Below are 13,589 nucleotides of genomic sequence, written 5' to 3' on the forward strand. Positions count from 1 at the left end.
TCACGCGCCTCATCGGCCCCACACTCCGAGGCGCCCGCGCCACGAATCCCACCCACTCTCCCCACAGCCGTGATCGATTCGCAATCGATTCCGGGCTTGACCGATACCCATCAAGTGACGTGGTGAATACGCTCTGGCACATGGCCGACTCTTCCGACGCGACGCGTTCTCCGGCGCACCACGCGGTGCCCTCCCACGAAGACCGACCCGTGTACGTCATCGGTGGCGGCCCGGGCGGACTCTCCGCGGCGTACGCCCTGCGCGCCCAGGGTGTACGAGCCGTCGTACTGGAGAGATCCGAGCATGTCGGGGCGTCCTGGCGGCGGCATTACGACCGGCTGCATCTGCATACGACCCGGCGGTTGTCGTCCCTGCCGGGCCTGGCGATGCCGCGCTCGTTCGGGCGCTGGGTCTCGCGGGACAACGTGGTGCGGTATCTGGAGAAATACGCGGAGCACCACGAGCTCGAGGTCGTGACCGGGGTGGAGGTTTCCCGCGTGGAGCCCGCCGCGGACGGCACCGGCTGGCTGTTGCGGGCGACCGGCGGGCGCGCGCTGACCGGTAGCGCGGTCGTGATCGCCACCGGCTACAACCACACGCCCCACGTGCCCGACTGGCCGGGCCGCGACGCGTACAGCGGCGAGCTGCTGCATGCCGGCCAGTACCGCAACGCCACCCCCTACGCCGGCCGCGACGTCCTCGTCGTCGGCATCGGCAACACGGGTGCCGAGATCGCCGTCGACCTCATCGAGGGCGGGGCCTCGCGCGTACGGCTCTCGGTGCGGACCGCGCCGCACATCCTGCGCCGGTCCACGGCCGGGTGGCCCGCCCAGCGCACCGGGATTCTCGTACGCCGGCTGCCGGTCGCCTGGGTGGACCGGCTGGCCGGTCCGGTGGGGAAGATCAGCGTGCCGGATCTGTCGGCCCACGGCCTGCCCCGGCCCGACACCGGGCTCTACTCCCGCGTCAACGAAGGCTCGATCCCGGTGCAGGACGTCGGCCTGATCGACGCCGTACGCAAGGGGCAGGTCGAGATCGTGGCCGCCGTCGACGGTTTCGAGGACGGCAAGGTCGTCCTCGCGAGCGGCGACCGGATCGGCCCCGACGTCGTCATCGCCGCGACCGGCTATCGCCGCGCCCTGGAGGACCTCGTCGGCCACCTCGGCGTCCTGGACGAACGCGGCCGCCCGGTCGTCCACGGCGCCCACACCCCGAAGAACGCCCCCGGTCTCTACTTCACCGGCTTCACCAACCCCATCAGCGGCATGCTCCGCGAACTCGCCCTGGACGCCCAGAAGATCGCGAAGGCGATTGTGAAGGCAACTGCCCAGGCGGATGCGGGGGCGCGGAGCTAGCGGGGGCGCGGAGGCGGGGCGCCCTCTGACGCATCCGAGGGCTGACCCATCCGACGCGGGCACGCACTTCCGCGTGCTGCGCGTCCTGCGCGTCCGAGGGCTGACCGGCCCGGCTCACTCCGGCGCGTCCGGGGCAAGCCGACCCAGCCGACACTCCAGTCGGCCCGCGCACCCGGCATCCGGGGCCGCCCAAGCGTTTTGGTGAGGTCCGGTGCGGTACGGCGCCCCGTGGGGGTCCCCCGCTCATGGGGTCCCCCGCTCATGGGGTCCCCCGCTCGAGCGAAGCCGAGCGTGGGGAGCGCCCAGCCCCCACCGGCCCGCAGCCTCATCACTGCAATTCCAGCGGAGCGCTTGGCGCACCCCGGATGCCGTCCGCCCACGTTCCCCTGACGACCGTCGCGGGTACCAACCATGTGTCCGCCACAAGTTCTTTGCATGCAGGCCGGTTCCTGACGTGGCGTCAGTTCAGTAATCTGACACAGCGTCAGTTATTGGCAGTCACACAGGAGCGGGCGGACCGATGCTTGGATCAACCCACGGCACCCTCACCACCGACTCCCGCCGGGCCCGGGTCATCGCCTGCGGCGAGCAACCGGCGCCTGCCGTGCACGGCAGGCCGGCCGACACCGACGATCTCGACGTCAGCGGCCGGCCGCTGTACGCCGGCGTACCCGACCTCGACCGCTTCTTCCGCCCCGAGTCCGTGGCCGTCGTCGGCGCCTCGGATGCCGAGGGGCGGCCGAACACCGGCATCACCAGGCAGTTGCTCTCCTGGGCCGAGCGTGTCGGTGCCCGGCTGCACCCGGTGCACCCCACCCGTCAGTCCGTCTTCGGCATATCCTGCGTCCCTTCTGTCGCAGGCTTGCCCGAACAGGTCGATCTGGCCGTGGTGCTGGTCTCCGACCCCCTCCCTGTGATCGAGGAACTCGCCGAGACCAAGGTGAAGTTCGCGGTCGCCTTCGCCTCCGGTTTCGCCGAGACCGGAGCGGAGGGCGCCGCCGCGCAGGCCCGCCTCGCCGCCGCCGTGGAGCGCTCCGGGCTGCGGCTGCTCGGACCGAACACAAACCTCAACGCCTTCGAGAAGTTCCGCGACGACCTGGACGGGCCGGCGATCGCGCTGATCACCCAGTCCGGGCACCAGGGGCGTCCCGTCTTCACGATGCAGGAGCTGGGCGTACGGCTCTCGCACTGGGCGCCCACCGGCAACGAGGCCGACCTGGAGACCGCCGACTTCATTTCCTACTTCGCCGAGCAGCCGGAGGTCGGCGCCATCGCCTGCTACGTCGAGGGGCTGAAGGACGGCCGCGCCTTCATGCTCGCCGCGGACCGGGCCGCCCGGCGCGGTGTCCCCGTCGTCGCGGTCAAGGTCGGCCGCACCGAGACCGGGGCCCGCACGGCCGCCTCACACACCGGCAAGCTGACCGGCGCCGACGCGGTGGTGGACGCGGCGATGCGGCAGTACGGCGTGATCCGCGTCGACGGACTCGACGAACTCCAGGACACCGCGGCCCTGTTGGCCCGCGCCCGCCCCTTGAGCGCCGACGGTGTCGTCGTGTATTCGATCTCGGGCGGCACGGGCGCGCACTTCTCGGACCTGGCGACCGAGGCGGGTCTGCTTCTGCCCCGGCTGTCGGACGCCAAGCAGGCCGAGCTGCACCAGTGGATACCGGAGTACCTCGACGTCGCCAATCCCGTCGACAACGGCGGCCACCCCGTGGGCGACTGGCGCGGCCGCAAAATCATCGACGCGATCCTCGACGACCCGGCGGTGGGCGTGCTCATCTGCCCTATCACCGGGCCCTTCCCGCCGATGAGCGACCAGCTGGCGCAGGACCTGGTGGACGCGGCGGAGCAGACGGACAAGCTGGTGTGCGTGGTGTGGGGATCGCCGGTCGGCACCGAGTCCGCGTACCGCGACACCCTGCTGGGGTCCTCCCGCGTCGCCACCTTCCGCACCTTCGCGAACTGCATCACGGCTGTCCGCGCCCACCTCGACCACGCCCGCTTCACCGCTTCGTACCGCTCCCCCTTCGACGAGGCGCCGCGCACGCCCTCGCCCTCCTTCCGCAAGGCGCAGGCGCTGATGCGGCCGGGACAGCAGCTGAGCGAGCACGCGGCGAAGCAGCTTCTGCGGGCGTACGGAATCCGCGTACCGCGCGAGCAGTTGGTGACCAGCGCGGCGGCGGCCGTGCGGGCGGCCGGGCTCGTCGGCTACCCCGTCGTGATGAAGGCCTCCGGCGCGCAGCTCGCCCACAAGACCGAACTGGGTCTGGTGAAGGTCGGGTTGACCTCCGCCAGTCAGGTCCGCGACGCCTACCGTGAGCTGACCGACATCGCCCGCTACGAAGGTGTCTCGCTGGACGGGGTCCTGGTGTGCCAGATGGTCGATCCCGGAGTCGAGATGGTCGTGGGCGTCACGCAGGACGATCTGTTCGGGCCGACCGTGACGGTCGGGCTCGGCGGCGTGCTCGTGGAGGTGCTGCGGGACACGGCCGTACGCGTGCCGCCGTTCGGCGAGGAGCAGGCGCGGGCCATGCTCGGCGAGCTGCGCGGTCGGGCGCTGCTCGACGGGGTCCGCGGGCGCCCCCTGTCCGACCTCGACGCGCTGGTCGAGGTCGTGCTCCGGGTGCAGCGCATGGCGCTCGAACTCGACGGCGAGCTGGCGGAGCTCGACATCAACCCGCTGATGGTGCTGCCCAGGGGGCAAGGGGCCGTCGCGCTGGACGCGATGGCGGTGTGCCGCTGAGACAAGCGGCCCTCGCCATCGCCACCCCCACGTCCACGCAGCCGCGCGCACGGCTCCCGCGACCCCGCGTACGACGCCGACGGTCCCGCGTAGGGCGCCGACGATCCCACATACGGCGCTGGCGGTCCCACGTACAGCACCGCACGTTTCGCGCACGGCGCCCTTCATCCCCCGTACGAAACGGAGCACCCCCATGTCCGACTCCCCCCGTGAATCCTGCGAATCCCCTGACTCATCCCGCTCGTCCCGGAGCGCCGGTCCCGACCAGCGCTCCGGCCCCGAAATTTCCCTCGAGTCATTGGTACGGCACGCCACTGACAATCAGGTCGCGTGGATCACCCTCAACCGGCCCGAGGCGATGAACGCCATCACCTCTGAACAGCGAGAACGCCTGATCCAACTTTTTTCCGAAGCCTCCGCCGACCCGGACGTACGGGCCGTCGTCCTCACCGCGACGGGCCGCGGTTTCTGTGCGGGCGCCGACCTGCGCGGCGGGCCGGTCGCCACGGAACGGGTCGCCGGCGATGTTGCCCGGGTCATCCGTCTCGGCGCCCAGCGCCTCATCGCCGCGGTCCTCGACTGCGAGAAACCGGTGATCGCAGCGGTGAACGGCACCGCGGCGGGAATCGGCGCGCACCTCGCGTTCGCCTGCGACCTGGTGCTCGCCGCCGAAGGGGCCAGGTTCGTTGAGGTGTTCGTACGGCGTGGTCTGGTCCCCGACGGGGGCGGCGCGTACCTCCTCCCCCGGCTGATCGGACCGCAGCGGGCCAAGGAGCTGATGTTCTTCGGCGACGCGCTGAGTGCCGCGGACGCGGAACGCCTCGGGCTCGTCAATCGTGTCGTACCGGCCGAGGAACTGGAGAAGACGGCCCGCGAGTGGGCCGAGCGCCTCGCCGCGGGGCCGACCCGGGCCCTCGCTCTGACGAAGCAGCTCGTGAACGCCTCCCTGGACACCGACCGTGCCACCGCGTTCGCCGCCGAGGCCGCCGCGCAGGAGATCAATATGACGACGGCGGATGCGAAGGAAGGGGTGGCGGCGTTCGTGGAGCGGCGCGGGGCCGAGTTCAGCGGGCGTTGAGGGTTCGGAAGGTTCCTGGGGGAGGTTGGAGTGTTCCTAGGGGGCTTGGAGGGTTCCTATCTGACGGATCGTCAGGTTCAATGGAAGGCGTGATGGGACACGCAGGGATGGCCGCCGCTGCCGTCCGCTACCTCAGGTCGGCCGGGGCCGCCACCGTCGCGGGACCCGTGGAGGCCTTGCCGCGGCCGGATCTGCGGGCTGTCGGGGACGATGAGCGGGCGCCGGTCGATCAGGCCGAATTCCGGCGCGTACTGGGGAACTTCGCGACCGGGGTGACCGTTGTCACCGCCCCCGCCGCCGACGGCGAGGACGGCCCCGCCGGCTTCGCCTGCCAGTCCTTCTCCTCCCTCTCGCTCGATCCGCCGCTGGTCGTGTTCATGGCCGGTCGCACGTCGACGACGTGGCCGCGGATCGCTCGCGCGGGCGTGTTCTGCGTGAACGTACTGGGGGCGCACCAGGGTGAGTTGTGCCGCGGGTTCGCGGTGAGCGGGGCGGACAAGTTCGCGGGCGTCGCCTATGACGCGGCGCCGGCGTCCGGGTCGCCGCGGCTGGACGGGGCGCTCGCTTGGATCGACTGCACGATCCACGCCGTGCACACCGGTGGGGACCATCTGATCGTGGTGGGGCGGGTGGAGGCGTTGGGGACGACCGACGGGAACGGCGCGACGCCTTTGCTGTTTCATCGGGGGCGGTTCGGACGCTTGAGCGACTGAAGCGGGGATTTCCCGGGAGCCGTTCATCAGTGAGAGTGATTCGTAGGACCAGGGTTGTCACTGTGCGTGTGGGTCGGCTTACTGTCGAGGCATGAGCGAACCAACACGGATCGAGATGTCCGAGCTCAATGAGCCCGGCGTGATGACCCGCCTCGTCGCGGGACCCGGCCCCATCGAGGTCACCGACCACGGCGAGGTCATCCACGTACTCGAGCGGTATGACCGCCCCATGCGCGCCGAGGAGCTCATTGAGTTCTGGGAATCGGGCGGAGGCATCGACCGGGAGATGCTGGACGAGATCGACGCCTTGTTCTCCGGCTCGGACGAATACACCGAGAGCGGAGACGAAGCCGCTTCATGAGCGCCACCTACGCACTCGCGGACACGTCGGTCTTCGTGGCCCGCGAGGTCGGCCGCACCATGGCCTCTCCGCTCCCGCGCAACATCTTCATCTCTCCGGTCACCCTGGCTGAGCTGTCCCTGGGCGTCCTGGCCTCGCGCGACGACGCGACGCGAGCCCGCCGCCTGGCCACCCTCACGGTCGCGTCGAGATATACGGTGCTCGCCCCCGATCGCATCGTCGCCTCCGTGTGGTCACAGATGATGACCGAAATCGCCAAGGCAGGCCGACCGATGCCCAAATCCCGCGTCAACGACGCCTGGATCGCGGCCACAGCCCGCATGCACGACCTCCCCGTCATCACCCAAGACGCCGGCTTCACCGCCTTCCCCGGCGTCCAGGTCATCCGGGTGTGACCGCGAGGCCGACCCTCACCCCCGGCCTCCTCCGGATCACCAGCGCCATCAGCGCCGCCGCCGCGCACAGCGCCCCGGACGCGTACCAGACCACGTCGTACGAGCCGAAGGTGTCGCGGGCGACGCCGCCGAGAAAGGCGACAAGGGCCGCGCCCACCTGGTGGGAGGCCAGGACCCAGCCGAAGACGATCGCACTGTCGTCGCCGTACTGCTCGCGGCACAGGGCGAGGGTCGGCGGGACGGTGGCCACCCAGTCGAGGCCGTAGAAGACGATGAAGAAGACCATCGGGAGCTGCACCGAGGGCGCCAGCAGCATCGGCAGGAACAGCAGCGATACGCCGCGCAGGGCGTAGTAGACGGCCAGCAGCCGCCGCGGATCGAAGCGGTCGGTGAACCAGCCGGAAGCGATCGTGCCGAGGACGTCGAAGACCCCGATGACCGCCAGCAGCGAAGCCGCCGCCGTGATCGGCATGCCGTGGTCGTGGGCGGCGGGCACGAAGTGCGTCTGGATCAGGCCGTTAGTCGACGCGCCGCAGATCGCGAAGGTGCCGGCCAGCAGCCAGAAGGGGCCGGTGCGGGCCGCCGAGAAGAGGACGTTCACCGTGCGGCGGGCGGCGCCGGGCACGGGCGGCGGCTTCTCCACGAACTCCGGTGCACCGTACGGCTTCAGCCCCACGTCCGCCGGATGGTCCCGCAGCAGCAGCCATACGAAGGGGACGACGGCGAGGGCCGCAAGCGCCACCGTCACGGCCGCGGGACGCCAGCTGTGCTCCGAGACGATCCACGACAGCAGCGGCAGAAAGATCAACTGACCCGACGCCGACGCCGCCGTGAGGATCCCCGTCACCAGTCCGCGCCGCTCGGTGAACCAGCGGTTGGTGACCGTCGCCGCGAACGCCAGTGCCATCGAACCCGACCCCAGCCCGACCAGCAGCCCCCAGCACAGGATCAGCTGCCACGCCGCCGTCATCCACACGGTCGTGCCCGAGCCGATCGCGATCACGAGCAGCGCGACCGCGACCACCCGGCGGATCCCGAACCGGTCCATCAGAGCGGCGGCGAACGGCGCGGTGAGCCCGTACAGCGCGAGATTGACGGACACCGCGAGCCCGATCGTGCCGCGCGACCAGTGGAACTCCTGGTGCAGCGAGTCGATGAGCAGGCCCGGCAGGGAGCGGAAGGCCGCAGCGCCGAGGATCGTCACGAAGGTGACGGCGGCGACGAACCACGCACGGTGCACGCGCGTGCGGCGCCGCTTTCTCTCGCTCTCGGACTCCTGGTCCTGGACGGCTGAGGCTTCGGTCGTCTGAGTCACGCCAAAGAGCATCTGTGCTGCGATGACCGCGATCGAGTGGCCCGAAGGACAGTGTTCGTTAGGATCGGGCCATGAGTGGTTATCAGGCTCGGCACCGGGTCGTCGTCCTCGCCCTGGACGGACTCCTTCCCTTCGAACTGGGCATCCCGCAGCGGATCTTCGGCCGCGCCAGGACCGCCGAGGGGCGGCAGCTGTACGAGGTCGTCACCTGCTCGGTCCGGCCGCCCGGCCGGGTCGAGACGGACGCCGACTTCGCCGTGCTCGTCGAGAACGGTCCCGAGGCGCTGGCCACGGCCGACACCGTCGTCGTACCCGCCTCGTACGAACTCGGCCCGGTCTTCGAGGAGGGCGTACTCACCGACGAACTGGCCGCCGCCCTCGGCCGCATCCGGCCCGGCACCCGCCTCGTCTCCATCTGCACCGGGGGTTACGTCCTGGCCGCCGCCGGCTACCTCGACGGCCGCCCGGCGACCACGCACTGGTTCCACGCCGAGCACTTCCAGCGGCTCTTTCCGAAGATCAAGGTCGACGCGGACGTGCTCTTCGTCGACGACGGGGACGTCCTCACCTCCGCCGGGGTCGCGTCCGGGATCGACCTGTGCATCCATCTCGTACGCCGTGATCACGGCGCCGCCGTCGCCAACGACGTGGCACGCAGCACCGTCGTCCCGCCGCACCGTGACGGCGGGCAGGCGCAGTACATCCAGCGGCCGGTGCCCGAGCCGCAGGTGGCGACCACGACCGCCGCCCGCGCCTGGGCGCTGGCCCGCCTCCACGAACCGATCCAGCTGCGCGACATGGCGGAGCAGGAGTCCATGTCCGTACGTACCTTCACGCGCCGTTTCCGCGAGGAGGCCGGCATCAGCCCCGGCCAGTGGCTCACCCAGCAGCGCGTCGAACGCGCCCGTCACCTCCTGGAGTCCACCGACCTCTCCATCGACCAGGTGGCCCGCGACGCCGGCTTCGGCACGGCCCAGTCGATGCGGCAGCACCTCCAGGCGGCGCTCGGGATCACACCGAGCGTGTACCGGCGTACGTTCCGATCGGACAACGGCCGTGTCGGCAGCGGGAGTTGACGCGGACGAAGACCTCGGCGCCAGGAGTCAGAAGGTCAGCACCCCCCGCGCCACCCGCCCCGCCTCCGCGTCCGCCTTCGCCTTCTCGAAGTCCTCGACCGGGTACGTCGCCGTCACCAGCTCGTCCAGCAGCAGGCGGCCTTCGCGGTACAGCTGGGCGTACCGGGCGATGTCCCGCTGTGGGCGCGAGGAGCCGTAGCGGCAGCCCAGGATGGACTTGTCCAGGTACATCGAGGAGACGAGGAAGGACGCCTCCGCGGTGGCCGGGGGGACGCCCAGCAGGACCGCCTGGCCGTGGCGGTCGAGCAGGTCGACGGCCTGGCGGATGAGTTCGACTCGGCCCACGCACTCGAAGGCGTGGTCCGCGCCCGTCGGGAGGATGTCCCGCACGCCCTCCGTCGACGTCAGGAAGTGCGTCGCGCCGAACTGCCTCGCCGCGGCCTCCTTCGCCGGGTTCGCGTCCACGGCGACGATCGTGGACGCGCCCGCGATACGGGCCCCCTGGATGACGTTCAGCCCGATCCCGCCCGTACCGATCACCACCACGCTGTCCCCGTGGTCGACGCGTGCGCGGTTCAGTACCGCGCCCACGCCCGTGAGCACCCCGCAGCCGATCAGTGCCGCGGAGGACATCGGAATGTCCTCGGGGATGCGGACCGCCTGGACGGCCTTCACCAACGTGCGTTCCGCGAAGGCCGAGTTGGACGCGAACTGGTACACCGGCCGGCCGTCCCGCGAGAACGGCCGCCCCGGTCGCCCGATCGCCTTGCGGCACATCGTCGGCCGCCCCCGGTCGCACTCCGCGCAGGCACCGCAGTTCGCGAGCGTGGAGAGCGACACATGGTCTCCGGGCCGGACATGCGTGACGCCCGCGCCAACCGCTTCGACCACACCCGCGCCCTCATGCCCGAGCACCACGGGAACGGGGAACGGAATGGTCCCGTCCACCACCGAGAGGTCGCTGTGGCACAGCCCCGCCGCCGAGATCGCCACCAGCACCTCGCCCGGCCCCACGTCCCGTATCTCCAGGTCATCCGCGACCTGGGCCTGCTTCCCGTCGAAGATCACGCCCCGCATATGGCCACCTCAGCCCTTCGGTTCCCTCGGCAGACCGAGCACGCGCTCGGCGATGATGGTGCGCTGGATCTCGTCCGAGCCGCCGTAGATGGTGTCGGCCCGGCTGAACAGGAACAGGTGCTGCAGGGCATCCAGTTCGTACGGTGCTGAAGGCGCCCAGTCCGCCGGCCCGACCGTCGCCTCGGCGCCCCGTACCTGCATCGCCAGCTCGCCGAGCCGCTGATGCCAGCCGCCCCACAGCAGCTTGGCGACGCTGGGAGCCCCCGCGTCCCCGGGTGCCTCCGGCTCCGAACCGCCCCGACTTCCCAGGGTCCGCAGCGCGTTCCACCGCATCGTCCGCAGCTCGGCCCACTGCCGCACCAGACGATCGCGCACGACGGGATCGTCCGCCGCGCCCGTGGCGACTGCCGTCTCCAGAACCCGCCCCAACTCCTGTGCGAAGCCCACCTGCTGGGCCAGCGTCGAGACCCCCCGCTCGAAGCCGAGCAGCCCCATCGCGACCCGCCAGCCCTGCCCCTCGCCCCCGACAACGTGCTCCACGCGCGCGTGCGCCCCGTCGAAGAAGACCTCGTTGAACTCACTGGTCCCCGTCATCTGCCGGATCGGCCGCACCTCGATCCGCCCCGGCTGGTCCATCGGAACCAGCAGAAAGCTCAGCCCGTGGTGCCGGCGCGACCCCGGCTCGGTACGGGCCAGCACGAAGCACCAGTCCGCCTCATGGGCCAGGGAGGTCCAGATCTTCTGGCCGGTCACCCGGTACGACGTCCCGTCGCGTACGGCCGCGGTGCGCACCCCGGCGAGATCCGACCCCGCCCCCGGCTCGCTGTACCCCTGGCACCACAGTTCCTCACCACGGGCGACCGGCGGCAGGAAGCGGCTCTTCTGCTCCTCGGAACCATGCGCGAGGAGCGTCGGAGCCAGCAGGTTCTCCCCGATGTGACCCGACCGGGCGGGGGCGCCGGAGCGGGCGTACTCCTCGGCCCAGACGACCTGTTGGACGAGACTCGCCGTGCGGTTGCCATAGCCGTCGGCACTCCATCCGAGCCCGATCCAGCCGGCCCGCCCGAGCTCCCGCTCCCACTCCCGCCGGGGCAGGTTGCCGGCAAGGCGCGTACGCAGCCAGGCCCGTACCTCACTCCGGAAGGCCTCGTCCTCAGCGCCGAACCCGAACTCCATAGGTCCCCAACCCCTTGTGCGTTCTCATGCGTTCGGCCGCGCTTTCTCCGAAGCCGCCCGGGCCATCGCCTCCAACTGCTCCAGCATCGGCATCGGATCCACCCCCACCGTCCCCGGCAGGAAGTCCGCGATCCGTTCCGGAGTCCAGCCCGCGCCCTCCGCGTACGCCGCCCGCAGCTCCCTCGGCTGCGCCCACACCGCGATCTTGGGCCCGGCGATCGTGTAGACCTGCCCGGTGATCCCCTCGTCGCGGGCACGGGCCGACAGCAGGTAGACGACCAGAGCGGCCACGTCCTCCGGTTCGCCGATCTCCTTGAGCTCCATGGGTACGTTCGCCGACATCCGCGTACGGGCGACGGGTGCCACCGCGTTGGCGGTAACCCCGTACTTGTGCAGGCCGAGCGCGGCGCTCCGGACCAGCGAGATGATCCCGCCCTTCGCGGCGCTGTAGTTGGCCTGGGAGACGGACCCCTGGTGGTTACCGCTGGTGAAGCCGATCAGCGCGCCCGAGCCCTGTTTCCGCATCACCGCCGAGGCCGCCCGGAAGACCGTGAACGTGCCCTTCAGGTGGGTGGCGAGGACGGGGTCCCACTCGTCCTCGGACATGTTGAACAGCATGCGTTCGCGCAGGATCCCGGCCACGCACACGACTCCGTCGAGCCGCCCGTACGACGACAGCGCGGCGTCGACGACGCGCTGTCCTCCCGCCATCGTCGAGATGTCGTCGGCGACGGCGACCGCTTGGCCCCCGGCCGCCAGGATCTCCTTCACGACGGCGTCGGCGACGTCGCTCGCCGGTGAACCGCCCTCCACGGAGACTCCGTAGTCGTTGACGACGACCCGCGCTCCCTCGGCGGCTGCCGCGAGCGCGACGGCGCGTCCGATGCCCCGCCCCGCTCCGGTCACGGCGACGACCTTGTCTGCCAAGAAGTTCCCCACACCGGCCCCTTCCCGTCCCGCAGTTTCTGACGGACCGTTAGATCCAGTGAGATTCTACGACCCGTCAGATACCTGGAGACAAGCCCCGGGGAGGCCCGATGTCACTGCCGGCCGAGTTCCACGAGATCGCCAAGCGCGTGAACAACTGGGGCCGTTGGGGCACCGACGACGAGATCGGCACACTGAACCTGATCAGCGAGGAGGTTGTACGCGAGGCCGCCGCGGCCGTCTGCACCGGCCGTCGTATCCCGCTCGCGCTCCCGCTCCAGCAGGACGGCGTACAGACGGGGATGATCCCGGGGCGCGTCAACCCCCTGCATGCCATGGTGCAGATCAACCAGGAGATCTTCGGTCCCGGCACGGTCGCCTGCAGCGACGACGCCGTGACGATGGGGCTGCAGGCGGCGACCCACTGGGATGCGCTCACCCATGTCTCGCACTCGGGGATGATCTACAACGGCCGCCCGGCCGGCACCGTCACGGCGCACGCCGGCGCCGAGTTCAGCGGGATCGACAAGCCCCGGCACATCGTCTCGCGGGGCGTCCTGCTGGACGTGGCTCGCGCGCGCGGGGTGGATCGCCTGGCGGGCGATCACGCGGTGACGCCGGAGGACCTGGAGGCGGCCGAGGAGTTCGCGGGCGTCCGTGTGCGCTCCGGTGACATCGTTCTCGTACGCACCGGACAGATTCAGCTCTACCTGGCGGGCGACAAGCACGCGTACGCGTACCCCTCGCCCGGGCTGTCCGTCCGTACTCCGGAGTGGTTTCACGCGCGCGACGTCGCGGCGGTCGCCAACGACACCCTCACCTTTGAGGTGTTTCCGCCGGAAATAGAAGGGTTGTGGCTGCCCGTCCATGCCCTCGATCTCGTCGAGATGGGGATGCTCCAGGGTCAGAACTGGAATCTCGAAGAGTTGTCCACAGCTTGTGGACAAGAATCACGCCATACGTTCCTGCTGTCGGCGATGCCCGAACCGTTCGTCGGCGGCACGGGTACCCCCGTGGCGCCGGTCGCCATTCTCTGAGTTCGCACCGATACGGTGTCGCACTGATCGGTTGGCGGCGCGCTCCGCTGCCCCGAGCACGGCACTGCGCGCCGCCATCCGGCTCCGGCGTACCCGCCCTGCCCCTCGGACGACCCCCGCTCGAGCGAGGACACCCCGTGGCCCTGTAGGAGCCGACGCCGAATCACGACCCGCACTCGTCGAGGGCTCCCCGTCACCGAAACCCTCGTCGTCCCCTCACGGCGAATCGCTGACCACAAGCGTGATCAAACGGACACGCCACGTCAACACCTGTTCGGAGATTCATCACTTACGACCGATTTGTGAGTGCACGTACGGAGGCATTGACCGGCG

The 13,589-nt window shown here is 70.6% G+C and carries 12 protein-coding genes; 8 read left to right on the forward strand and 4 right to left on the reverse strand.

Annotated elements, in window-relative coordinates:
* Positions 1-140: 140 nt before the first annotated feature.
* The 6 genes from ABD357_RS31025 (at position 141) to ABD357_RS31050 (ending at position 6,648) form a co-directional block, all read left to right on the forward strand.
* Positions 141-1,355 (forward strand): flavin-containing monooxygenase, encoded by a 1,215-nt coding sequence (locus ABD357_RS31025; RefSeq protein WP_344394333.1) that lies wholly within the window; start codon positions 141-143, stop codon positions 1,353-1,355.
* A 520-nt stretch (positions 1,356-1,875) separates the two neighbouring features.
* On the forward strand, positions 1,876-4,101 hold the full coding sequence (locus tag ABD357_RS31030) for an acetate--CoA ligase family protein (RefSeq protein WP_344394334.1): 2,226 nt from the start codon (positions 1,876-1,878) through the stop codon (positions 4,099-4,101).
* Between the two features lie 193 nt (positions 4,102-4,294).
* Positions 4,295-5,179, forward strand: coding sequence for an enoyl-CoA hydratase/isomerase family protein (locus ABD357_RS31035; RefSeq protein WP_344394335.1), 885 nt, complete (start codon positions 4,295-4,297; stop codon positions 5,177-5,179).
* A gap of 92 nt (positions 5,180-5,271) precedes the next feature.
* Positions 5,272-5,892, forward strand: a complete 621-nt coding sequence (locus ABD357_RS31040) for a flavin reductase family protein (RefSeq protein ID WP_344394336.1) — start codon at positions 5,272-5,274, stop codon at positions 5,890-5,892.
* A gap of 91 nt (positions 5,893-5,983) precedes the next feature.
* Positions 5,984-6,253 carry a hypothetical protein gene (locus ABD357_RS31045; RefSeq protein WP_344394337.1) on the forward strand — a complete coding sequence of 90 codons (270 nt, stop codon included), beginning with the start codon at positions 5,984-5,986 and terminating at the stop codon, positions 6,251-6,253.
* A complete protein-coding gene (locus ABD357_RS31050; RefSeq protein WP_344394338.1) occupies positions 6,250-6,648 on the forward strand; it encodes a PIN domain-containing protein in 399 nt (132 codons plus the stop codon). Before ABD357_RS31045 ends, ABD357_RS31050 begins: the two co-directional genes overlap by 4 nt.
* On the opposite strand, the gene ABD357_RS31055 is transcribed toward ABD357_RS31050, so the two are convergent.
* A complete protein-coding gene (locus ABD357_RS31055) occupies positions 6,635-7,963 on the reverse strand; it encodes an MFS transporter (RefSeq protein ID WP_344394339.1) in 1,329 nt (442 codons plus the stop codon). The genes ABD357_RS31050 and ABD357_RS31055 overlap by 14 nt on opposite strands.
* A 71-nt stretch (positions 7,964-8,034) precedes the next feature.
* Between ABD357_RS31055 and ABD357_RS31060 the strand changes: the two genes are divergently transcribed.
* Positions 8,035-9,039, forward strand: coding sequence for a GlxA family transcriptional regulator (locus tag ABD357_RS31060; protein WP_344394340.1), 1,005 nt, complete (start codon positions 8,035-8,037; stop codon positions 9,037-9,039).
* Between the two features lie 27 nt (positions 9,040-9,066).
* On the opposite strand, the gene ABD357_RS31065 is transcribed toward ABD357_RS31060, so the two are convergent.
* The 3 genes from ABD357_RS31065 to ABD357_RS31075 are packed head-to-tail and all read right to left on the reverse strand — an operon-like array spanning position 9,067 to position 12,231.
* Positions 9,067-10,116: a Zn-dependent alcohol dehydrogenase gene (locus tag ABD357_RS31065; protein WP_344394341.1), complete on the reverse strand. Its 1,050-nt coding sequence runs from the start codon at positions 10,114-10,116 to the stop codon at positions 9,067-9,069.
* Positions 10,117-10,125: 9 nt separating this feature from the next.
* Entirely contained in the window at positions 10,126-11,292 is a 1,167-nt protein-coding gene (locus ABD357_RS31070; RefSeq protein WP_344394342.1) for an acyl-CoA dehydrogenase family protein, read from the reverse strand.
* Positions 11,293-11,316: 24 nt separating this feature from the next.
* Positions 11,317-12,231, reverse strand: a complete 915-nt coding sequence (locus ABD357_RS31075) for an SDR family NAD(P)-dependent oxidoreductase (RefSeq protein WP_344394343.1) — start codon at positions 12,229-12,231, stop codon at positions 11,317-11,319.
* 98 nt (positions 12,232-12,329) lie between these two features.
* Between ABD357_RS31075 and ABD357_RS31080 the strand changes: the two genes are divergently transcribed.
* Positions 12,330-13,256, forward strand: coding sequence for a cyclase family protein (locus ABD357_RS31080; RefSeq protein WP_344394344.1), 927 nt, complete (start codon positions 12,330-12,332; stop codon positions 13,254-13,256).
* Positions 13,257-13,589 lie beyond the last annotated feature (333 nt).

The sequence above is a fragment of the Streptomyces vastus genome (genome assembly GCF_039532825.1).
Taxonomy (GTDB): domain Bacteria; phylum Actinomycetota; class Actinomycetes; order Streptomycetales; family Streptomycetaceae; genus Streptomyces; species Streptomyces vastus.